The organism is Sphingobium sp. WCS2017Hpa-17 (assembly GCF_031843765.1).
Classification (GTDB): domain Bacteria; phylum Pseudomonadota; class Alphaproteobacteria; order Sphingomonadales; family Sphingomonadaceae; genus Sphingobium.
Map to the genome: position 1 here is coordinate 1 of NZ_JAVTIV010000022.1, position 20,001 is coordinate 20,001.

Annotated in this window: 17 protein-coding genes, 2 tRNA genes, 1 rRNA gene and 1 riboswitch; of the genes, 8 read left to right on the forward strand and 12 right to left on the reverse strand. The window is 62.4% G+C overall.

From position 1 onward, the window contains the following. Both rrf and RQH62_RS20930 read left to right on the forward strand, forming a co-directional pair. A 5S ribosomal RNA gene (gene rrf, locus RQH62_RS20925) occupies positions 1-102 on the forward strand; the annotation flags it as partial. Between the two features lie 70 nt (positions 103-172). Continuing rightward, positions 173-249 (forward strand) — tRNA-Met (locus RQH62_RS20930). Positions 250-462: 213 nt separating this feature from the next. Here the strand turns inward: RQH62_RS20930 and RQH62_RS20935 are convergent. Beyond that, complete coding sequence (locus RQH62_RS20935) at positions 463-2,568, reverse strand: prolyl oligopeptidase family serine peptidase (RefSeq protein WP_311270587.1); 2,106 nt, start codon at positions 2,566-2,568, stop codon at positions 463-465. After that, entirely contained in the window at positions 2,565-2,849 is a 285-nt protein-coding gene (locus RQH62_RS20940; RefSeq protein ID WP_311270588.1) for a hypothetical protein, read from the reverse strand. Before RQH62_RS20940 ends, RQH62_RS20935 begins: the two co-directional genes overlap by 4 nt. A 38-nt stretch (positions 2,850-2,887) precedes the next feature. Further along, positions 2,888-2,998: riboswitch (TPP riboswitch) on the forward strand. A 55-nt stretch (positions 2,999-3,053) separates the two neighbouring features. Between RQH62_RS20940 and RQH62_RS20945 the strand changes: the two genes are divergently transcribed. Next, positions 3,054-3,461, forward strand: coding sequence for a DUF2065 domain-containing protein (locus tag RQH62_RS20945; RefSeq protein WP_311270589.1), 408 nt, complete (start codon positions 3,054-3,056; stop codon positions 3,459-3,461). Between the two features lie 11 nt (positions 3,462-3,472). Beyond that, on the forward strand, positions 3,473-5,407 hold the full coding sequence (thiC, locus tag RQH62_RS20950) for a phosphomethylpyrimidine synthase ThiC (protein ID WP_405053578.1): 1,935 nt from the start codon (positions 3,473-3,475) through the stop codon (positions 5,405-5,407). A gap of 650 nt (positions 5,408-6,057) precedes the next feature. On the opposite strand, the gene RQH62_RS20955 is transcribed toward thiC, so the two are convergent. Further along, positions 6,058-6,324: a Txe/YoeB family addiction module toxin gene (locus RQH62_RS20955; protein ID WP_311270590.1), complete on the reverse strand. Its 267-nt coding sequence runs from the start codon at positions 6,322-6,324 to the stop codon at positions 6,058-6,060. After that, complete coding sequence (locus tag RQH62_RS20960) at positions 6,321-6,575, reverse strand: type II toxin-antitoxin system prevent-host-death family antitoxin (RefSeq protein WP_311270591.1); 255 nt, start codon at positions 6,573-6,575, stop codon at positions 6,321-6,323. The genes RQH62_RS20955 and RQH62_RS20960 overlap by 4 nt, the downstream gene beginning before the upstream one ends. A 202-nt stretch (positions 6,576-6,777) precedes the next feature. On the opposite strand from RQH62_RS20960, the gene RQH62_RS20965 reads away from it, so the two are divergent. After that, positions 6,778-7,059 (forward strand): LysR family transcriptional regulator, encoded by a 282-nt coding sequence (locus RQH62_RS20965; RefSeq protein ID WP_311270592.1) that lies wholly within the window; start codon positions 6,778-6,780, stop codon positions 7,057-7,059. Between the two features lie 106 nt (positions 7,060-7,165). Here the strand turns inward: RQH62_RS20965 and RQH62_RS20970 are convergent, their stop codons facing one another. Further along, positions 7,166-7,852 carry a DUF6891 domain-containing protein gene (locus tag RQH62_RS20970; RefSeq protein ID WP_311270593.1) on the reverse strand — a complete coding sequence of 229 codons (687 nt, stop codon included), beginning with the start codon at positions 7,850-7,852 and terminating at the stop codon, positions 7,166-7,168. Positions 7,853-8,010: 158 nt separating this feature from the next. Then, positions 8,011-8,334, reverse strand: coding sequence for a hypothetical protein (locus RQH62_RS20975; RefSeq protein WP_311270594.1), 324 nt, complete (start codon positions 8,332-8,334; stop codon positions 8,011-8,013). Between the two features lie 151 nt (positions 8,335-8,485). Between RQH62_RS20975 and RQH62_RS20980 the strand changes: the two genes are divergently transcribed. Continuing rightward, positions 8,486-10,330, forward strand: a complete 1,845-nt coding sequence (locus RQH62_RS20980; RefSeq protein WP_311270595.1) for an ABC transporter ATP-binding protein/permease — start codon at positions 8,486-8,488, stop codon at positions 10,328-10,330. A 6-nt stretch (positions 10,331-10,336) separates the two neighbouring features. On the opposite strand, the gene RQH62_RS20985 is transcribed toward RQH62_RS20980, so the two are convergent. Together RQH62_RS20985 and RQH62_RS20990 are read right to left on the reverse strand one after the other, a co-directional pair. After that, entirely contained in the window at positions 10,337-10,732 is a 396-nt protein-coding gene (locus tag RQH62_RS20985; RefSeq protein ID WP_311270596.1) for an acyl-CoA thioesterase, read from the reverse strand. Then, positions 10,732-12,792, reverse strand: coding sequence for a S9 family peptidase (locus tag RQH62_RS20990; RefSeq protein WP_311270597.1), 2,061 nt, complete (start codon positions 12,790-12,792; stop codon positions 10,732-10,734). The genes RQH62_RS20985 and RQH62_RS20990 overlap by 1 nt, the downstream gene beginning before the upstream one ends. A 110-nt stretch (positions 12,793-12,902) precedes the next feature. On the opposite strand from RQH62_RS20990, the gene RQH62_RS20995 reads away from it, so the two are divergent. Beyond that, positions 12,903-14,684 carry an aminopeptidase P family protein gene (locus tag RQH62_RS20995; protein WP_311270598.1) on the forward strand — a complete coding sequence of 594 codons (1,782 nt, stop codon included), beginning with the start codon at positions 12,903-12,905 and terminating at the stop codon, positions 14,682-14,684. A 248-nt stretch (positions 14,685-14,932) separates the two neighbouring features. Continuing rightward, positions 14,933-15,007 (forward strand) — tRNA-Thr (locus RQH62_RS21000). Between the two features lie 22 nt (positions 15,008-15,029). On the opposite strand, the gene RQH62_RS21005 is transcribed toward RQH62_RS21000, so the two are convergent. From RQH62_RS21005 to RQH62_RS21020, 4 genes are all read right to left on the reverse strand, one after another. After that, positions 15,030-15,371 (reverse strand): DUF1294 domain-containing protein, encoded by a 342-nt coding sequence (locus tag RQH62_RS21005; RefSeq protein WP_311270599.1) that lies wholly within the window; start codon positions 15,369-15,371, stop codon positions 15,030-15,032. Next, positions 15,304-17,319 carry a TonB-dependent receptor domain-containing protein gene (locus RQH62_RS21010; RefSeq protein ID WP_311270600.1) on the reverse strand — a complete coding sequence of 672 codons (2,016 nt, stop codon included), beginning with the start codon at positions 17,317-17,319 and terminating at the stop codon, positions 15,304-15,306. The genes RQH62_RS21005 and RQH62_RS21010 overlap by 68 nt, the downstream gene beginning before the upstream one ends. 107 nt (positions 17,320-17,426) lie before the next feature. Further along, positions 17,427-18,824 carry a porin gene (locus RQH62_RS21015; protein ID WP_311270601.1) on the reverse strand — a complete coding sequence of 466 codons (1,398 nt, stop codon included), beginning with the start codon at positions 18,822-18,824 and terminating at the stop codon, positions 17,427-17,429. A 112-nt stretch (positions 18,825-18,936) separates the two neighbouring features. Beyond that, on the reverse strand, positions 18,937-19,893 hold the full coding sequence (locus RQH62_RS21020; RefSeq protein ID WP_311270602.1) for a PQQ-dependent catabolism-associated beta-propeller protein: 957 nt from the start codon (positions 19,891-19,893) through the stop codon (positions 18,937-18,939). Between the last annotated feature and the right edge of the window lie 108 nt (positions 19,894-20,001).

The following is a 20,001-nucleotide window of genomic DNA, read 5'->3' on the forward strand; positions in this document are numbered from 1 at the left end:
GCGTCTGTGACCCACCCGATCCCATCCCGAACTCGGCCGTGAAACCAGTCTGCGCCGATGGTACTATTGCTCAAGCACTGGAAGAGTAGGGCGTCGCCAGGCATTGCAGCTCGCGCATATATCGATCTAAAACCCATCCACAACCCAGCGACCTCCGGTCGCGCCTTCTTGGCGCGGGATGGAGCAGCCCGGTAGCTCGTCAGGCTCATAACCTGAAGGTCGTAGGTTCAAATCCTACTCCCGCAACCAAGAGGTCGCTAATCCAATTAGACATCACAAATCACGTCAGCAGTCGGGTAGTTCCCCCCCCGGGGACTGCCTTTTGTGCCTCCGTCTCGTCAGACGCATGAACTGACGGTCGTCGGTTCAAATCCTGCTTTCGTAATAAACAAAAAGCCCGCCAATCTGGCGGGCTTTTTGTTTATATGCGCTCTCCAGAGGGGGCACCGCCCGGCGCCAGGCTCAGTCTCCCTCCAGACGCTGGCTGAAATAGACCATCTGCATCGCCTGCAACCGCGCGCCCTGTTCGATATCCGCGTCGCCCGAATGGCCGCCGGCTGTATCTTCATAGAAATGATAGGGCAGCCCATAGTCCTTCAGCCGCGCCGCGAACTTGCGCGCATGCTGCGGTCCTACACGGTCGTCCTTGGTTGTGGTCCAGATATAAGGCGTGGGATATGTCCCTCCCTTGCGGATATTCGCATAGGGCGAAATTGTCTGGAGAAAGGCTTTCTCCTCTGGCACGGAAGCGCTCCCATATTCATCCACCCAGGATGCACCCGCCGCAATCTGCTCATAGCGGATCATGTCGAGCAGCGGCACCTGAATGACGACCCCGTTCCACAGGTCGGGATGCTGATTGAACTCCACGCCCATCAACAGACCACCGTTCGACCCGCCATAAATGCCGAAGCGACGGGGCGAGGACAGTTTGCGCGCGAAGATATCCTGCGCCACGGCCGCGAAATCATCATAGATGATCTGGCGCTTCGTCTTCAGGCCCGCCTCATGCCAGGCCGGGCCGAACTCGCCGCCGCCGCGGATATTAGCCAGCACGAAGCTGTTGCCCCGCTCCAGCCACAGCTTGCCGGTAATCGCGGCATAGCTGGGCGTCATCGGCACCTCGAAACCGCCATAGGCGGTCATGATCGTCGGAGTGCTGCCATCGGGTTTCATGTCCTTGCGATGGACGATGAAATAGGGGATTTTCGTGCCGTCGGTCGATGTCGCTTCATGTTGATCGACCACCAGTCCGGACGCATCGAAGCGCGCGGGCATCGCCTTCACCTGGCGTGGGGCAGGATTGGCGGCGTCGATCGCCCACAGCGTCGTCGGCGCCAGGAAGCCCGCGACCGCCAGATAGGCGGCATCACTCTTGTCGGTGGCGCTGGCAATGGAGATGGTCGCGTTGTCGGGCAGGGTGACCGGGGTGGCTGTCCACTTGTCCTTTTCCGGCGTCAGGACCAGCACCCGCCCGCGCACATTGTCGTTGATCGCCAGGATCACCCGACTCTTCGTCGCCGTCACGCCGTCAATGGATTGGCGCGCATTGGGCGCGAACAGGATCTGAGGGGCCAGTGTGGCACCTGATTCCAAGGCCTTTAACGGCACCGCCGCCAGCGATCCCGCCGGCACGGTGACGCCGCCGCTTTTCCATGTTTCGCTGGTCTGGATCAGCACCTGTCCCTGCACCATGCCCAGCAACTGGCTTTTGGCGGGCAGAGGGAGCTTCTTCACCCCTTCGCCCGTGACGAGATAGGTTTCGTTGCCGAAGAAGGTGACGCCACGATAAAGGAAGGCGGCGCGATTGCCCGATCCGTCGGACAGCAGCATGGGGAAGGTGCCGACCTGATCGCTGGCCGCGCCCCGATAGATTTCCCGTGCCGCCGACAAGGGCTGCCTGCGTTGTACCAGCTTCACCACGAAGGGATAGCCCGACTTGGTCATGCTGCCTTCGCCCCAGTCGCGGGCCAGCAGCAGAGAGTCCTTGTCCAGCCACGCTTCATTCTGCTTGGAGGTGGGAATATCGAAACCGCCCTGCACGAACGCGCCCGACACCAGGTCGAATTCGCGCAGCGTCACCGCATCCTCGCCGCCGTCCGACAGGTTGATCAGCGCCAGCCGCTCCTCGGGATCGAGGATGGTCGCACCCTTCCACACCCATTTCTTGCTGTCCGCCTTCGACAGGGCGTCCAGATCCAGCACCGTCGTCCAGTGCGGCGCATCGGTCGCATAGTCGGCTTCGGTCGTGTAGCGCCAGATACCCTGCGGATGATCGGCATCGCGCCAGAAATTATAGACGCGGCCGTGGATCAGCATCGGCATGGCGATCCGGTCCTTGGCCGATGCGATGGCGAGCGCGTCCCGGTAATAGCCGGCATAGCGCGGATCATTCTGAAAGGCGGCGAGGGTCGCCTTGTTTTCCGCTTCGACCCACTGCATCGCGCGCGGGCCGGTCCAGTCCTCCAGCCAGATGAAGGGATCATCCGCCGGGGCGGGAGCGGGGGCAGGGGGCGCACCGGCCCCGGTCAGCATCGCGGCAGTCACCAGCAACATCATCCTTTTCATGGGCTATTTCCCCTTTGCGGCATTATCCGCCCCCGCCGATATCGCCGCCGCAACAGCGCGCCCGCGACCAGCAAAGGTAACGCCGCCAGCATCAACAGGCTCCCGATCAGACTGGGCGACCAGCCCCAAAGGCTATGCAGCCCAAAGGCGGCGGGCGCCATGACCAGCAGGAAACCCAGCGTCAGCAGCCACAGCCCCCAGCGGCGCGGCCGTACCGCGACCATGCGCATTTCATGACGCCAGGCCTTGGTCGAAAGATCGGGGGGCGGGGTATCGAACATAAGCTGCTGGACCTTGTGCCGTTTCGCCCCTATCCTGTCCAGCATCCCCGGGGGACCGCACACAGGCGGTTGAGAGGTGGCTGATGTGGCCACGACCCGTTGAACCTGATCCGGCTGACACCGGCGTAGGGAGGGAACGGCTTGTGTAATCTGCAAACCGCGTCCGCCCTGCGTCTTTGAAAAGAGACGAAAGAGAGGCGGCCCATGGATACGATTTCCGTTCTGACGCTGCGCCTGGCCGAGATTTTCGGCCTCTACATGATCGTCGTCGGCCTTGGCGGGCTGGCCAGCCCGTCGCGCTGGCGGGCGGTGATGGACGATCTCAACCGGTCGCCAGGACTGGTCGTGGCGCTGGGCTTCGCGGTCTTTGCGGTCGGCGGCACTTTGGTCCTGATCCACAGCATCTGGACCGACCCGCTTGCCATTATGGTCAGCCTGATCGGCTATGTCGCGCTGATCGAGGGCGCGACCCTGCTTGCGGTGCCCAGCCCGCTCATCCGCATCGGCCACTGGTCGACCGGCTTCATCCGCGTCTGGGCCAGCATCGTGCTCATCCTCGGCATCCTCCTTTTCCTCGCCGGCCTCACCGGCCGCGCCACCATCATCGTCTGAAAGGCAAATCCATGGCAGATGTCCCCGCCCGCACCGAGATGCCCGAAGCCGAAGGCTTCTTCGGCCGGCAGGCCGCAATGAACGTCACTACTGGTCCGATCCGTGGCTCGAAGAAGATTCATGTCGGCCCGCGCAAGGTCGCCATGCGCGAAATTCATCTGGAGCCGGGCAGCGGCGAGCCGCCGGTGCGCGTCTATGACACTTCGGGGCCGTACACGGATCCCGACGCGCGCATCGACATCATGGCGGGCCTCCAGCAGCTGCGTCGCGACTGGATAAGCGAGCGCGGCGATGTCGAGGACTATGACGCGCGCGCGATCAAGCCGGAGGATAATGGGCTCAAGGGGCCGGACCGGAGTGGCGGCGTCCAGCCTTTCCCGAACGTGGTGAAGCGCCCGCTGCGCGCCAAGCCTGGCGCCAATGTTAGCCAGATGCACTATGCCCGCCGCGGCATCATCACCCCGGAAATGGAATATGTCGCGGAGCGCGAGAATCTGGGCCGTGCCCGCCTGAAGGATTATGTCCGCGACGGCGAAAGCTGGGGCGCATCGATCCCCGATTATGTGACCCCCGAATTCGTCCGCGATGAAGTCGCCCGTGGCCGCGCCATCATCCCGTCGAACATCAACCATCCGGAATCGGAGCCGATGGCGATCGGCCGCAATTTCCTGGTGAAGATCAACGCCAATATCGGCAACAGCGCCGTCGCCTCCGACGTCGCAGCAGAAGTCGACAAGCTGGTCTGGTCGATCCGCTGGGGCGCGGACACGGTGATGGACCTGTCCACCGGCCGCAACATCCATGACACCCGCGAGTGGATCCTGCGCAATTCGCCGGTCCCGATCGGCACCGTTCCCATCTATCAGGCGCTCGAAAAGGTCGGCGGCATCGCCGAAGACCTGACATGGGACGTGTTCCGCGACACGCTGATCGAACAGGCCGAACAGGGTGTCGACTATTTCACCATCCATGCCGGCGTGCGCCTTGCCTATATCCCGATGGCGGCCAAGCGCGTCACCGGCATCGTCTCGCGTGGCGGTTCGATCATGGCGAAATGGTGCCTCGCCCATCATCGCGAAAGCTTCCTCTACGAGCATTTCGACGAGATCACCGAGATCATGAAGGCCTATGACATCGCCTATTCGCTGGGCGACGGCCTGCGTCCCGGCTCCATCGCCGACGCCAATGACGAGGCGCAGTTCAGCGAACTCTACACGCTGGGCGAACTGACCCACCGCGCCTGGAAACAGGATGTGCAGGTGATGATCGAAGGGCCGGGCCATGTGCCCATGCACAAGATCAAGGAGAATATGGAAAAGCAGCTGCAAGTCTGCGGCGAAGCGCCCTTCTACACGCTGGGGCCGCTCACCACCGACATCGCGCCGGGTTACGACCATATCACCAGCGGCATCGGCGCGGCGCAGATCGGCTGGTACGGCACGGCGATGCTCTGCTACGTCACGCCCAAGGAGCATCTTGGCCTGCCCGATCGCGACGATGTGAAGGTCGGCGTCGTCACCTACAAGCTCGCTGCCCACGCCGCCGACCTTGCCAAGGGACACCCGGCCGCGCAGGTCCGTGACGATGCGCTGAGCCGCGCCCGTTTCGAATTCCGCTGGCGCGACCAGTTCAACCTCTCGCTCGATCCCGACACGGCCGAACAATATCACGACCAGACCCTGCCGGCCGAAGGCGCCAAGAGCGCCCATTTCTGTTCCATGTGCGGCCCCAAATTCTGCTCGATGAAAATCACGCAGGAAGTGCGCGACTTTGCCGCAAAGAAGAACCAGCCCGCCGACGGCTTCCTCGAAGCGGGCCTGACCGGCGCGGAAGTGGCGGAGGCCAGCAAGGCTGCGGCCTTGAAAGGCATGGAAGAGATGAGCAGGCTGTTCAAGGCTACCGGCAGCGAACTCTATATGGGCGCTGGCGGCAGGGAGCATGATTGAGAAGTCAGTGTTTAGCTAGGCTTCGGTCGCGTCAAGCCATCGAGATACTCTTTCGTATAGTCCTCGAAAAATGACGCGGCCCATTCATCCTTATCGGGTCGAAATTCGAGCGAGAATGATCGATACGAGTTCTTATCGTCACAACCGACATAAAACTTTGCTGAAAAGCGGACGCATCCACGTGTGTCAGCGCCGATCATTCCTAGCTCCTCTTGGTCTAAGGATGATTGCAAGCAAAGGCCGATTTCGGCTTTGTCTCCGCTTATTTTTCCAAGTCTGACTGAAACACATTCTCCCGGAGGAAGCAGATCTACAGGCCGTTTTAGTTCAAGAAGTTCAATGGAAGTTAATCGTAACTGATGATCAGAATTCGTTGCGCCATGGATATCCGATACAAAAATCCTCACGTTTTTTGCAGGATTTTTCCCATAGTTTTCGAGGAGAAATCCTAACTCTATTTCCCAAGGAGTTTCAGGTGGATCACCTGTATATGAGGACAATATTCCTCGATTCCAATTTTTCACTCTAAATCGAGGTCGCCTCACGTAGTTTACGAAGTTGAAAGACTGCGATACCAAAAATCCGAGCAGAGCACTTGCAAACGACAGTAGAATTTTCTCCATTCCACTCTTCTCCCACTAAATGCTCCCTCAATAATGATACCGGCAACTCAGCACGTCCAGCGCCTGCGTCTCGCCTGATCCGCTCACCCGATAGACCAGCCGATGCTCACCGGTGATGCGTCTTGACCACCAGCCGGTCAGATTCTGCCGCAGCGGTTCCGGCTTGCCCGTGCCGCGAAACGGATCGCGGCGGCATTCGCCGATCAGCGCGTTGATCCGCGCCAGCACCTTGGGATCATCCGCTGCCCACGCGACATAGTCCTGCCATGCCTGCGACCCGAAGACGATCTTCACGGCGCGATCAGTTCATGCTCCTCGCCCAGCCCGACATCCAGTTGCCGGATGCCCTCCAGCAGATGCCTGGCATTGGCGGGTGACGACAGCAAATGCAGCGTCTCCTGCATGCCTTCCCATTCGCTTTCCGAAATCATCACCACGCCCTCGCCCTTGGGCCGCACAATCTGGATCGGCGCCCTGTCGGCGACGACACGATCAAGCACGGCCTTGAGGTTGGCGCGGGTTTCGGAAACGCTAAGAGTCTGCATGGTCTTCATGTACTAAATTCGGTACAGAATCGCAAGGTGGCTGCTGCCGCTTCACATGTGGATCAGCGGTCGTCAGCGACATCTTCCCTCATGCTTAAGGGATAGACAATGTCGACGAGCGAGTCGAAGTTGTTTGTCACAACCCGGCCCCCGCCCGACACGATGCTGTCCTACACGCCAAATCTCTGATCTATCCTCATGGATGGACCAGCCTTCTCCCCCCAATCCGCCCGCTCGCCCCACTAAAAAACGTCGCGCCCGCTGGACGCCGTCGCTACAGGCGAGTTTCCTTGGGACTTTGCTCCAGACCGGCAGCGTCCGCCACGCTGCGCGTGCGGTGGGGATGTCGCCGTCCAGCGCGCATCGCTTGCGCCGTCGACTTACCGGCACGGAATTTGACCGCAACTGGGCCGAGGCGCTGCTGCTGCACGACCAGTTGATGACCCGGCCGCTGAGTATCGCGCATGCTGCTATCACCCGATAGGAAGAGGCGCATCGCGAGAGCGCAGGTGAGGCTTTGGGAGGGCGTTGCGAGTGCAATGCGAGCGCTTCGGGCCGAAAAACCCGACAACGGTGTGAACTTCGCTAGCCTATCCTTGGATCAGCACCGCGCCGCGCCGCTTCTTCCATTCCAGCGGCACGGCGATCCGCTGTTCCAGCCGGCCATCCCAACTGGTGGTCAGGCCGTGTGCCTCCAACTGCTCGACGATGCGATTACCGATGGCGACCGCCGCATCCTCGCCTTGCTGACAGGCGCCATAGTTCAGATAGAGGCCATGGCCTTCCACGGCGGATTCGGTATCCTGCATATGGAAAAAGGCATAGCCTTCCACAGACATGCCCTCATTCTGGGCCGTCTCGATCTCGTCCCAGATTTCGGACGCGCCGCAGGTGCCGCAACAGGTGAAATTCTGCCGTGCGACGATGCCTTCCTCTTCCAGAGCATCGAAGGCGGCATCCAGCCGGTCGCAATCGGTCATGTCCGACCAGTCCCGCTCGGCGGCGCGATGATCGGCCAGCGCCGCGCGCAGCGCAGCCGACGCCTCGACCCGCAACAACGGCCGGGGCAATTCTTCCTCGAACACGTCGTTGGCGTTGGTCAGGATTGCGTCATCATCGAAAAAGCCACCGGCGACATCGCGCCGCACCAAGTCGCGCAACGCGGCAACGGGGTCATAACTGGGGGTAGGGTTGGGGGCAGGGCTTTTCGCCTCGCATATCTGGTCGTCGCCGGCAGTCCTGTTTCCGAAAATCCGCTTCCACAAAGACCCGAACATGCGCCTGCCTTGCCTCCTGCGATGCGCTACGACCGCCCCATCATGCCGCGCGATGCCGCAAAGGAAAAGAGTCTAAAACGGCCCTTTGTTCCGGCAAGCCGCGCAATCGCCGCCTTCACCCCCGTCTCCGATACGGAAAAGAGAGCGGACGCCGCCGTTCAGTCAGCGTCGCGCGCCCGCGCCTTCACCTTGCGGATTTCCGCCAGCTGCCCCATCAATATGGTCAGCGCATCGCGTTCCGCGGCGTCCAGCGCCTTGCTGTCGAAATGACGGATCAGCACTTCAAGCGCGTCGCCGATCCGGCCGATCTGCCGGCCATAGCTGCCCACGTCGTTCAACACCGTGCGCTCTATGTCGGGCCGTGCCGTCTGGCCCAGCGCGATGTTGACGAGGCCGATCTGCCCGCCATTCTGGGTCCATGTAAGGGGATTGATCGCCTGCCACAGGCGTTCGGGGGCCAGCGCTACGCTAAAAGGTTCCATGCCGCGCATCATCCTTGTCGAAGAAGGGGAGGAGCATGCAGGCTGCCATGGTGCACCGCAGCAGGCAAGGTGCGATACGATATGTCTGTTTGGTGTCTATCCGCAGGCCAATTTACTGGATCGCTGAGCGACAGTGCCTACATAGAGGCCGATGCCACCCACCACACCCGATTCCACGCCGATCCCGCCCATCTGGGCGACATTACGGCGTTTCCTACCCTATCTCTGGCCGGCCGATTCGGCCGCGCTGCGTTGCCGGGTCGCCATCGCCATGGGACTGGTACTGCTGGCGAAAATCGTCAGTCTCGCCATGCCCTTCGCCTACAAGGCGGCGATCGACCGGATGGCGCCGGGCATGGAGCCGGCGGTCGGCCTCGCCATGGCACTGGTCGCCGTCTATGCGGGCGCGCGCTTCGGCAGCGTCCTGTTCGACAATCTGCGCAATGCCGTGTTCGAAAAAGTAGGGCAGGAGGCTGGCCGGCGCTTGGCCGACGATGTCTTCGTCCACCTCCACCGCCTGTCGCTGCGCTTCCATCTCGACCGCCGCACCGGCGCCGTGACGAAGATCGTGGAGCGGGGCACCAAAAGCATCGACACGATGCTCTATTTCCTGCTGTTCAACATCACGCCCACGGTGCTGGAGCTGGTCGCGGTCTGCGCCATTTTCTTCGTCAAATTCGGCCTTGGGCTGGTCGTCGCCACGCTCGTCATGGTGGCGCTCTATATCGGCTTCACCCGCACCGTCACCGAATGGCGCAACCAGCTGCGGCGCGACATGGTCGACATGGACACCAATGCCGTCGCCCATGCCGTGGACAGCCTGCTCAATTTCGAAACGGTCAAATATTTCGGAGCCGAGCAGCGGGAGGCGACCCGCTACGGCACGGCGATGCGTCGCTATGCCAAAGCGGCGGTCAAGAGCGAGAACAGCCTCGCCTGGCTCAATATCGGACAATCGCTCATCACCAACCTGATGATGGCGGGGGCCATGGCCTATAGTGTCTGGGGCTGGAGCCGGGGCCAGTTCACCACCGGCGACGTGGTGCTGGTCAATACGCTGCTCAGCCAGCTGTTCCGGCCGCTCGACCTGCTCGGCATGGTCTATCGCACCATTCGTCAGGGGCTGATCGATATGGAGGCGATGTACAAGCTGATCGACACGCAGCAGGAAATCGCCGACCGCCCCGACGCGCCGGCGTTGCAGCCGCATGGCGGTGCCGTTCGCTTCGACCATGTGCGTTTCGGCTATGATCCCGAACGCGAAATCCTGCACGATGTCAGCTTCACCGTCCCGGCGGGCAAGACGCTGGCGATCGTCGGCCCGTCGGGCGCGGGCAAATCCACCATCGCTCGCATCCTGTTCCGCTTCTACGACATCCAGTCGGGGCAGGTGTCGATCGACGGGCAGGATATCGCCGGCGTGACCCAGGCCTCGTTGCGCGCCGCGATCGGCATCGTGCCGCAGGACATGGTCCTGTTCAACGACACGGTCGGCTATAATATCGGCTATGGCCGCGAAGGGGCAAGCCAGGCGGACATAGAGGCCGCGGCAAAGGCCGCCTCCATCCACGACTTCATCATGGGTCTGCCGCAGGGCTATGACACGCGGGTCGGCGAACGCGGCCTCAAATTGTCGGGTGGCGAAAAACAGCGCGTGGCGATCGCCCGCACCCTGCTCAAGGATCCGCCGGTGCTGGTGCTGGACGAAGCGACCAGCGCTCTGGACAGTCGAACGGAAACGGAAATCCAGACGGTACTGCGCGATATCAGCCGCAAGCGCACGACGTTGGTGGTCGCCCATCGCCTTTCGACCGTGGTCGATGCCGATGAAATCATCGTGCTGGACAAGGGCGTGATCGTGGAGCGCGGCCGCCATAGCGACCTCGTCCGCGCCGACGGCCTCTACGCTCTGATGTGGGCACGGCAAGCTACCGAGCGGGAGGAGATGCCAAGCGAACCGGGGATAGAAGATATGTTTGAGGTCGCCCGACCCTGAACGGCGTTAGTCGATGAAGTTGGCTGCGACTTCGGCCGGAACCCGCAATATCCGGCCGGTCGCCTTGTCGATGATCGCCCAGGTGGATTTGGCCGCGACCTTCACCTTGCCGTCCGGCCCGGTAAATTCGATCAGCCGGTCGAACCGCGCCCCGCGTGGCGGCTCTGGAATCCAAGTGTGCGCCGTCACCACGTCGCCCTGCGTCACATTGCCGCGATAATCGACCTCGTGCCGGGTCACGACCCAGATATAGGCATCGACATGGGCCGGATCGGCGTCCTGCCGCCAATGCTCGACCGATACCTGCTCCATCCACTGGACCCAGACCGCGTTGTTCACATGGCCCAGTTCGTCGATATGCTCGGGACAGGCGGTGATCTGTTTGGTGAAACTGGACGCCATCAGCCCTCCACACCCAATTGCCACAGGATGAAGGCGAATTCCTCCGCCGTCTCATGCAGGCTTTCGAACCGCCCCGACTTGCCGCCATGGCCCGCACCCATATTGGTCTTGAGCAACAGGATATTCTGGTCGGTCTTGGTCGCCCGCAGCTTTGCCACCCACTTTGCCGGTTCCCAATAGGTAACGCGCGGATCGTTGAGGCCCGCCGTCACCATCAACGGCGGATAATCCTGCGCGCTGACATGGGTATAGGGGTCATAGCTCTGGATCGTGCGGAACGCGGCCTCATCCTCGATCGGATTGCCCCATTCCGGCCATTCGCCCGGCGTCAGGGGCAATGTCTCGTCCAGCATGGTGTTGAGCACATCCACAAACGGCACATGCGCCACCACAGCGCCCCACAGGTCGGGATCGGAATTCATCACCGCGCCCATCAACTCGCCGCCTGCTGATCCGCCCGAAATGCTTATCTTGCCCTTCGACGAATAGCCAAGATCGATCAGCCCCTTCGCCACATCGACGAAATCGGTGAATGTATTGACCCGCTTGTCCAGCTTGCCGTCCAGATACCATTGCTGGCCCAGATCATCGCCGCCACGAATATGGGCGATGGCAAAGGCGAAACCGCGATCCAGCAGCGACAGGCGGCTGGTCGAAAAGCCCGGCTCCATCGCCATGCCGTAAGCGCCATAGCCATAAAGATGCAGCGGCGCGCTGCCGTCACGCGGGAAATCCTTGGGGTAGACGATCGATACGGGAATCTGCGTGCCGTCGCGCGCCGCGATCATCAGCCGCTCGGCCGCATAGCCGGTGGCGTCATAGCCCGAAGGAATTTCCTGAACCTTCAGCACCTCCAACTCACCCGTCGCCAGATGATAGTCATAGATGGTGTCCGGTGTGACCATCGATTCATAGCCGATGCGCAGCTTCGTCACGTCATATTCGGGATTGTCGTCGAGGCTCGCCGAATAGCTGGCTTCCGGGAAAGGGATGCGCTTGGGCGTATGCGTCGCATAATCGCGCAATTCGATCTGGTCGAGGCCGTCCTGTCGCCCTTCGGTGACATAGAAACCCTTGAACAGCGTGAAATCGGTCAGATAGAAATGCGCGTCCGCGCCGATCACTTCCTCCCACTGGTCTGGCGCGTCCAGCGTCGCCTTCACCAGCCGGAAATTGGGATGGCTGTCATTGGTCTTGATGTAGAGCGTGCCCTCATGCTCATCGACATCATATTCGCGGCCGGCCTTGCGCGCGGACACCAGCAGAGGCGTCGCTGTCGGGTCGTCGGACGGGATCAGCCAGGCTTCGCTGGTCACATGATCGCCGGTCGCAATGACGATCCATTTTTCCGAAGAGGTCAGGCCGATCGAGACGCGGAACCCTTCATCATCCTCATGGAACAGTTCGACATCGCTCTCGATGCTCTGGCCCAGCCAGTGCAGCCGCGCATTGTCGGTCCGCCAATTCTCGTTGGCCAGACCATAGAGCAGCCCCTTGCTGTCGGCCGTCCACACCAGCGATGATAGCGTATCTGGGATCACTTCAGGCAATATTTCGCCAGAGAAGAGATCCTTGATCCGCGCTTCGAACCGTTCCGAGCCATTGGTGTCGATGGCATAGGCAAGGTAGCGGCCATCCGGGCTGACCGACATGGCGCCCAGCCGGAAATACTCATGCCCCGCTGCCAGTGCGGGTTCGTCCAATATCAGTTGGTCGTCACCGCCGGCGGACGGCTTGCGATACCATTTGCGATATTGCGCCCCCGTCTCGAAAGCGCGCCAATAGATATAGTCTCCATCCTTCTGCGGAACCGACTGGTCGTCTTCCTTGATGCGCCCCTTCATCTCCTGAAACAGCGTGTCGAGCAAAGGCTTGTGCGGCGCCATTGCACCCTCGAACCAGCTGTTCTCGGCCTTCAGATAGGCCAGGACATCCTTGTCCTTCACATCGGGATAGCCGGGATCGCGCAGCCATGCGTAAGGATCGTCAACCGTGATACCGTGATGCGAGAAACTATGCTGGCGGCGGTCGGCGACGGGAGGCTGCATGTGATCGGTCATTCACTATCCATGGTTCAGACGGGGGCCGCGCTGGAATAAGCGCGCCTGTCCCTCTATGTTGTTGCCATTATGGCCAACGCAAGAGGCCGGAATGATCCAAGGGAAGTCCAATGTCCAGTTATGAAGATCGCCTGAAGGCCCTGCGCGCGCAACTGGTGCGTCAGACGCTGGACGGTTTCGTGGTCCCGCTGACCGACGAGCATATGAGCGAATATGTCGGCGCCTATGCCCAGCGGCTTGCCTGGCTGACGGGATTTCAGGGGTCGGCTGGCAGCGCCGTGGTCCTGCCGCAGGAAGCGGCGATCTTCGTCGATGGCCGTTACACGCTTCAGGTCCGCGAGCAGGTGGACGGCGCGCACTGGCAATATGAGAGCGTGCCGCAGACGTCCATTGCCGCCTGGCTGAAGGATCATGCCGGGCAGGGCGCGCGTATCGGCTATGATCCCTGGCTCCATACCCGTGCCTGGGTGGTTCAGGCGACCGAGGCGCTGAGCCAGAAGGGGGCGGAACTGGTCGCGGTCGACACCAATCCGATCGATGCCGTCTGGCCCGATCGCCCGGCGCCCAGCGACGCCAAGCTGGTGGTACATGGCGATCGCTTCGCCGGTCAGTCCGCCGCCGAAAAGCGCGCAGCCATGGCCGACTGGCTGACGGAGAAGAAGGCTGACGCGGTCGTCCTGTCCGCCCTTGATTCGATCGCCTGGACCTTCAATGTGCGCGGCAAGGATGTGGAACGCACCCCGGTCGCACTCGCTTATGCCATCGTCCATGCCGATGCGACTGCCGACCTCTATGTCGCACCGGAGAAAATGGACGAGGCTGTCGCCCAGCATCTGGGCAACGCGGTGCGCATCCATGATCGCGCGGCCTTTGCCGATGCGTTAGCGGAGCTTGAGGGCAAGACCGTCGTTGCAGACCCCGAACGGGCCGTCGCCGCGATCTTCAACGGTCTGGACGCTGGCGGCGCAACCATCCTGTCGCTGCGCGACCCCGCCGTCCTGCCCAAGGCGATCAAGAACGACACCGAAATCGCCGGGCACAAGGCGGCGCAGGAGCGAGACGGCGCAGCGCTCAGCCGCTTCCTCCACTGGATTGCAGTCGAAGCGCCCAAGGGCGACCTCACCGAACTGTCCGCGTCAGACCGACTGGAGGCATTCCGGAAGGATACCGGCCTGCTCGAGGACCTGTCCTTCGACACGATCAGTGGCGCGGGGCCGAACGGCGCCGTCGTCCACTACCGCGCCGAGGAAAAGACGAATCGCCCGATCGAACTGAACAGCCTCTATCTGGTCGATTCAGGCGGCCAGTATCGCGACGGCACCACTGACGTGACCCGTACGCTTGCCATCGGCACGCCGACCGACGAGATGCGCCACCGTTTCACGCTGGTGCTCAAGGGCCATATCGCGCTCGCCCGCGCCGTCTTTCCCAAGGGGACGCGCGGTGGCCAACTGGACGCGCTCGCCCGCCAATATCTCTGGGCCGAAGGGCTGGATTATGCCCATGGCACCGGCCATGGCGTCGGCAGCTTCCTGTCGGTGCATGAAGGGCCACAGCGTATCGCGACCTTCGGCGGTGGCGACGAGCCGCTGGCGGCGGGCATGATCCTGTCCAACGAGCCGGGCTATTACAAGACCGGCGAATATGGCATCCGTATCGAAAATCTGGTGCTGGTGGAGGAACGCGACGTTCCCGGCGCGGAAAAGCCGATGCTGGGTTTCCAGACGCTGACCTTCGCACCGATCGACCGCACGCTGATCGCAACCGATCTGCTCGGCCGTGAAGAGCAGGCCTGGCTCGACGCCTATCATTCGTCTGTGCTGGACCTAGTCGGCCCGCAATTGGAGGGGGATGCCCTGGCTTGGCTCAAGGCGGCCTGTGCGCCGCTTTAAAGCCTAGTCATCCGACCTGTCAGCGGGAGGGGGCGACGCGGCACCCTCCCGCGCTTGGGCTTTCCGCCTGCGCAGATTGTCGCGCAGCGCCTGCGCCAACCGTGCCTTTTTCTCGTCCTGCGTTTCAGCCATGCAATGCGCATAAGCAAAATGCATGATCGACCGCAACCCGCCTTGACATGCGCCGCGAGGGCGGCCATAGGCCCGGCCTCCGAAGCGCACATAGCGCATCGGAACAGAAATAGAGTGCTGCCGTAGCTCAGTGGTAGAGCGCATCCTTGGTAAGGCTGAGGTCGGGAGTTCAATCCTCCCCGGCAGCACCATTTCTCCCCCGACAATCTGAAATCAGATCATCGCCCATACGGCGATCGCCATCATCTGCGCAGCCGCGATCAGGCAGAGCAATGCCGAGAAGGGCTGTTTGCGCGTCTTGTGGCGAAAGACATGGCGGCCCAGAAACGCACCCGGCGTTCCGCCCGCCAGCGCCCAGAGCAGCAGACTGCGTTCGGACAAGCGGCGCAGACCCATCCGGGCGCGCCGCTTGTCCATGCCGAACAGGGTGAAGGCGATCAGATTTGCCGGTAACAGGACGGCCAGAAACAGAATTGCCCGAATGGCGTCAGCCTCCGAAACTGACGCCGATCCACAGGGTGCGCGGCGTGCCCAGGTCCATCGATCCACCGGCATTGCGGGTCACGACCGTTTCATCGAACAGATTCTCGCCGCGTGCCACCAGGCTGATACCATGGCCGACCGGCAGGCGGGCGATAGCGTCGAGCGTCAGCGCATCTGGCAGCACGTCGCTTTGCAGATCATCCTCATATTGTTTGGCGACATAGCGCAGCGTGGTCGATAGCGTCGGGCCGGACGCCGGGGCGTAAGCGATGGTCGCGCTGGCGGCATGGCTGGGCGTCTGGGCCGGGCGCAGGCCGTCAAAGGCGTCGCCCGGTGCATGAACCCGGCTATGGCTATAGGCGTAGGAGGCCGACAGGTTGAAATCGCCCAGCTTCGCAGCGGCAGTCAGTTCGATGCCCTTGGCGACGATCCGGTCGACATTCTGGCGCTGGCGCGTGTTGGTGGCGACGGTGACATTGGCGATGGCATCGTCCAGCCGGTTGTAGAAGGCCGTGGCCGACAGGGTGATACCCGCAATCGGCGTCAGATCGACTCCGACCTCCGCACCCTTCAGCTTTTCGGGGGTCAATGCCGCATTAGCCTGCGTCGTGATCGGGAAGACGACGAAGGGCCGGTACAGTTCGTTCAGAGTCGGCAGACGGAAGCCGCTATAGGCCGATGCCCGCACTGCGAAGGCGTCGCTCGCATGATATAGCGCTCCAACTCGGCCAGAAAATTCCCAGTCCGATCGATCGGCATAGTCGCTGCCCGTGGTCGCGCCGGTTGTGGCGCTCACCTGATGGTAGAAGCCGTTGTTGATCGACCAGCGATCGGCCCGTCCGCCGCCCGTCAGCACCAGACGCCCGAGCGTCCAGTCATCTTCGACGAAGAACCCGGCCGTCCACTGATCCCCACCAGCATGGCGCAGGAAGGTGCGCGGATTGGCGGCGACATTGGCGTTATAGGCATCCTCATACATGTCGCCGGTGGCAAAGCGCGTGTCGACGCCCAGCCGCAGCATATGCGCGCCACCCACGGGCGGCCGTATCTCGATCTTGCCGCCGATCCCGGTGGAGGGCGTGTTACGCTGGTCCAGCGACTTGCGGAAAGTGGAGGAGGACATGACGATGTTGGAGAAGTTGCGCGCTTGGATATAGGCCAGCGCATCCACCTGCCACGACCCGCGATTGATATAGCGGATGCTGGCGTCCTGCCCCTGGCTCATGCTGTCCGCGCCCTTGAAACGCAGCGTGCGGTGATCCTCGAACAGGGTCGCGCGGAATTGCAGCTCCGACGTGGCGGAAAGGGGCGCCACCGCTCGCAAATTGGTCGACCAGCCATCATAGGCGGCCGGCACTGTGGCCGCGACGCGCTGATCCCTTGGCGTGGTCTGGAAACCGTCGCCCCGGTCCCAGCGGCCCGACAGTGAAACATAGCCGCCACCCAGATCCTGCGTCAGTCCGGCCGACAACTCGGTCGAGTCACGACTGCCGTAGAATGCGCTGGCGGAGAAATCCGACAACTGGTCGCGCGTGGCGCTGGCCATTTCGATCGTGCCGGCCACCGCGCCTGCGCCAAAGGCGCCGATACCGCCGCCGCGCGTCACCCGGACCACCGACAGGCGTTCCGGGGCCAGCGCGCTGAAGGGAATATAGCCGAAAAAGGGATCGGCGACCGGTACGCCGTCCAGCAGCATCAGGGTTCGGCTCGACGCATTGCCGCCGAGCGCCCGCAATGTTGCGCCCTGATTCGACGGGTTGGACGATCGGCTGTCGGACCTGCGGAATTGCTGGAACCCGGCCACGTCGCCCAGCACGCTTTCGATCCGGCCCGATGCACTGTCGAGCAGCCGCTGGCGGTCGATCACCACTGACCCATAGGCCGGCGTTCCCGGCGGCAGGGCCAGCCCTTCGCCCGTGACGATGATGGTGGATGAATCCGCGACGGCTTCGTCGGGCGCCTGCGCGAGGGCGGCGGTCGGAACGGTTAGCAGGATGGCGGGCAATAGGATATGTTTCATGGCGATCCCCTCGACGCCCCTGTCCTTATTTTCCATGCCTTTTGCAAATGGAAAGGGGCCGCACCCTATTAGGATGCAGCCCCCGCCCCGTGACATTGTTCCTTCGGTCAGAAGAAGAGAATGGCGCCCGCCGCAATGGCGTCCGACGTCGCCTTGTTGCCGTTGTGCGCTTTCGACCGGGTGTTGATATATTCGCCCAGCAGCGTCACCCAACTGTTCAGGCCATAGCGGACCTGTCCGACCCAACTGCTGTTCTTGTCAACCAGCGTGGGATTGGCCAGCGCATCGGCCGTGTTGGCATAGTCGAGATTGCTCTCGCCATAACTCCCGCCGACCGAGAATTTGCCGAAGGTCGTGAGACCCTGAAGGTAGAAGCCATGGCTGTCGCGTTTGTTGCCCAGGCTATCGGTGTCGAACAGGTTGAGGGCGGTCGTACCCAGGCCCGATGCGTCATAATAGGTGCCGACCAGCGTGACCGGACCGAATGTGACCTTGGCACCGGCGTCCCAGCCCCAGCCGGTATAGTCCGGCCCGGCGATGACATTATGCTTTTGCGACAGGCCGGAAACCCAAAGCCGCGTGCCGACGTCACCAAATTTGCCATCATAAACGAACTTGGCCTGGAAGCCGGGCTGCTTGTTCGATTCCGCCGGACCGGTGAGCGAGGACAGCGGCTCGAAAATGCCGACGCTGGCGGTGAAGCCGCCAAAGCTGGGCGTGGTATAGGTGATCTGCGGCTGGAAATCGGTGTAGATGTAGCCGGTGCCGATGCGGCCCAGCGTCGTATTGGATGGCGCGACATTGCCCGCAGGTGTGCCTGACGATAGCAGGGTGATGTCGTTCAGGATCGATTCCGACTGGAACAAGCCAATATCGCGGCCGATCTTCACCTCGCCGAAGCCGGCACGACCAAAGGTCAGGTATGTCTGACGAAAGTCGATGCCGGCGGTCTGGAGCGCGCGGGGATTGCCGCCGCTATTGGCGCCACCGCCGACATAGCTGACCGAGTTGATGCCCGGATACATGCCGAAATGCGCGCCGACGTCCCATCCGTCCAGACTGGTCGAGGCTTCCACCTTCAGGAAGCCGGGCAGCAGGCCGTTGCGGATGGCTGAGCTGTTGCCGCCCACGGTGGCGACCCCGCCCGTCACCGTCGTCGTGGCACTGGGCGTATCGCCATTGTCATGGACATAGAAGCCATTGACCGATCCGGAGAATTTCAGCGTCACATCGCCGATCTGGAGGCCCACGCCGCTGTCGGTCATGCGCACATAGCCCGCACCGCCCGACGCATCCGGCGTCACTGCCGGGGCAGGGGCGGCGGCCGTCTGCGTGGCCTCGCCACTCTGCCCCTTCGCCAGTTCCTGATATTCGTCGTCGGTTAGGATGCCCTTTTCATGCAGCCGCTTCAGCAGGTCTGCGGTGGTTCCGGCCATGGCCGGTGCTGCGGTGGCGGCGAGCATCAATGCTCCAGCCGCGCTCATCAGGCGCAACGTCCCCTTCATATTATCCTCCCTGTCTTCACGCCGGCTTGTCTCCGGCTGGGGTGGAGAGTGCGGCGGAAGGGGGAGGGGAGAAATTGGACTTAGGTTCTCGTCCCTTCGGACAGGAGACGAATCACGGCGCGGCGACGATGCCCCACGGTGCGGCGCCAACCGCGATCGTGCCGGTCACGGCCGCCTTGGCCAGGTCGATCACGGAGACATTGTCCGAAAGGCCATTGGCGGCATAGGCATGGGCGCCATCGGCGCTGATGGCGACATGCCAGACGCGCTTGCCGACTGGCACATAGGCCCGCACCTTGCGCGTCGAGACATCGACGATGGCGACATGATCGGCCCGGCCCAGCGCGATCACCGCTGTCCTGCCGTCGGGCGTGAAGCGGATGCCGCAGGGCAGGATGCGATGCTCGGGGATGCCGGGAATGGCGAAATGCAGCGTCTCGCTCACCTGCCGGGTGGCTGTGTCGACGATCTGTACCGTGCCGCCGACTTCCGCGGCGACCCAGAGCTGCTTGCCGTTGCCGGTAAATTCGACATGGCGCGGCCGCAGGTCGACCGGCGTTTCAGCCACCATCGTCTTCGTGCTCAGGTCGATCCAGTTGACGACATTATCCTCTTCGGACGTGACCACGACCCACTGGCTGTCAGGGCTTTGCGCCACGCCTTCCGGTTCGCCGCCGACATCGACCTGGAAGGCGACGGTACGGGTGGCGAGGTCGATCGCGGTCAGTGCGGCATCATCTTCATTGGCGACGAACAAGGTCTTGCCGTCGCGCGACAGGAAGAATTGCTCGGGGTCTTGCCCGGAGGGGAGTTCGGCGACGACCTTGCCGGTCGCCCGTTCGATCACCTGCACCGCATGGTCGAGGCTGGCGCAGAGATAGATGAAACGGCCATCCTTCGACACTGCGATGCCGCGCGGGCGGCCGCCGACCTTCCATGTTGCCGTCACTGCGCCCGCTGTCGCGTCGATCACGCTGACGCTGTCGCCACGCTCATTGGAGACGTAGAGGGTTTCGGCCTGCGCCGCAGCGGGCAGCAGCATCAACCCGGCCATCAAGATGCGCTTCATATCGTCCCGTCCTCTCCGTCCCTTATCTCGTTCCAATGATCTATCCAGAGGGTGTCAATTACGGGATTGTACCAATGGCCAATGGGGGCGCGGCTCGCCCTTGCCTAC

Excerpts from the sequence above, each read along its gene's own strand:
- RQH62_RS20990 (WP_311270597.1), bottom strand. The coding sequence starts at position 12,792 with ATGACCGATCACATGCAGCCTCCCGTCGCCGACCGCCGCCAGCATAGT.
- RQH62_RS21010 (WP_311270600.1), bottom strand. The coding sequence starts at position 17,319 with ATGAAACATATCCTATTGCCCGCCATCCTGCTAACCGTTCCGACCGCC.
- RQH62_RS20965 (WP_311270592.1), top strand. The coding sequence starts at position 6,778 with ATGGACCAGCCTTCTCCCCCCAATCCGCCCGCTCGCCCCACTAAAAAA.
- RQH62_RS21020 (WP_311270602.1), bottom strand. The coding sequence starts at position 19,893 with ATGAAGCGCATCTTGATGGCCGGGTTGATGCTGCTGCCCGCTGCGGCG.
- RQH62_RS20985 (WP_311270596.1), bottom strand. The coding sequence starts at position 10,732 with ATGGCGTCCAGTTTCACCAAACAGATCACCGCCTGTCCCGAGCATATC.
- RQH62_RS21005 (WP_311270599.1), bottom strand. The coding sequence starts at position 15,371 with ATGCCGGTGGATCGATGGACCTGGGCACGCCGCGCACCCTGTGGATCG.
- RQH62_RS20970 (WP_311270593.1), bottom strand. The coding sequence starts at position 7,852 with ATGTTCGGGTCTTTGTGGAAGCGGATTTTCGGAAACAGGACTGCCGGC.
- RQH62_RS20960 (WP_311270591.1), bottom strand. The coding sequence starts at position 6,575 with ATGCAGACTCTTAGCGTTTCCGAAACCCGCGCCAACCTCAAGGCCGTG.
- RQH62_RS20945 (WP_311270589.1), top strand. The coding sequence starts at position 3,054 with ATGGATACGATTTCCGTTCTGACGCTGCGCCTGGCCGAGATTTTCGGC.
- RQH62_RS20995 (WP_311270598.1), top strand. The coding sequence starts at position 12,903 with ATGTCCAGTTATGAAGATCGCCTGAAGGCCCTGCGCGCGCAACTGGTG.
- RQH62_RS20940 (WP_311270588.1), bottom strand. The coding sequence starts at position 2,849 with ATGTTCGATACCCCGCCCCCCGATCTTTCGACCAAGGCCTGGCGTCAT.
- RQH62_RS20980 (WP_311270595.1), top strand. The coding sequence starts at position 8,486 with ATGCCACCCACCACACCCGATTCCACGCCGATCCCGCCCATCTGGGCG.
- thiC (WP_405053578.1), top strand. The coding sequence starts at position 3,473 with ATGGCAGATGTCCCCGCCCGCACCGAGATGCCCGAAGCCGAAGGCTTC.
- RQH62_RS20975 (WP_311270594.1), bottom strand. The coding sequence starts at position 8,334 with ATGGAACCTTTTAGCGTAGCGCTGGCCCCCGAACGCCTGTGGCAGGCG.
- RQH62_RS21015 (WP_311270601.1), bottom strand. The coding sequence starts at position 18,824 with ATGAAGGGGACGTTGCGCCTGATGAGCGCGGCTGGAGCATTGATGCTC.
- RQH62_RS20935 (WP_311270587.1), bottom strand. The coding sequence starts at position 2,568 with ATGAAAAGGATGATGTTGCTGGTGACTGCCGCGATGCTGACCGGGGCC.